This is a genomic window from Vibrio sp. Y176, from assembly GCF_033438945.1.
This window is the reverse complement of sequence record NZ_JAWOQS010001142.1, coordinates 1-526: the sequence shown is the minus strand read 5'-3', so window position 1 is coordinate 526 and position 526 is coordinate 1. Positions and strand designations below refer to the sequence as shown.

Here is a 526-nt window from a genome sequence, read left to right as displayed (position 1 = left end):
AAGTCTTGTTCTGGAACTGCTCTAGGATCGCTTTTTGGCGGGCTATCTTTTTCTGATTGTCTAATATCGTCTGCCCTTGATACCAAGCGATCCCGTAACTGACGATCACCAAAAATAACAGGGTCACTGGCAACCAAATCCATGTTTTCATCACCAAGAGATTCAAACGTGATTGCTGCTCTTGGATGTCGTTTATGATTTTCTGCTCGCTTGATTTCAACGCATCTTGAATACGTTGTTCGTGCCTCTCGAAGTCTTTCTTTAGCGTTTGCTCGATAGCGTTGGCTTGCTTCTTCGATTGCGAATTGAAGTCCCTCGCCATATTCAAAATCTTGCTCATACAACAAACCTTTTAATCTTATGTTTCGTTTCCCACTTTCGGGATTCTTAATGCTGATGCTTTTAGCTGTCACTCTGGCAATCTCAAATCCTTTGCTTTCAAGCGCACCAATTACCCCTTTTCGACTACGGATCGCGCCTGATTGAGCAAGATTAAGTAGACCATCGGTAAGAAGTTGCTGAATCT

At 43.0% G+C, this 526-nt stretch carries 1 protein-coding gene; it reads right to left on the bottom strand.

All coding sequences use genetic code 11. The features are described 5' to 3' along the window. A partial coding sequence (locus tag R7O13_RS31555; RefSeq protein WP_412125759.1) for an MbeB family mobilization protein occupies window positions 1–322 on the bottom strand: 322 nt, incomplete at its 3' end. Window positions 323–526 lie beyond the last annotated feature (204 nt).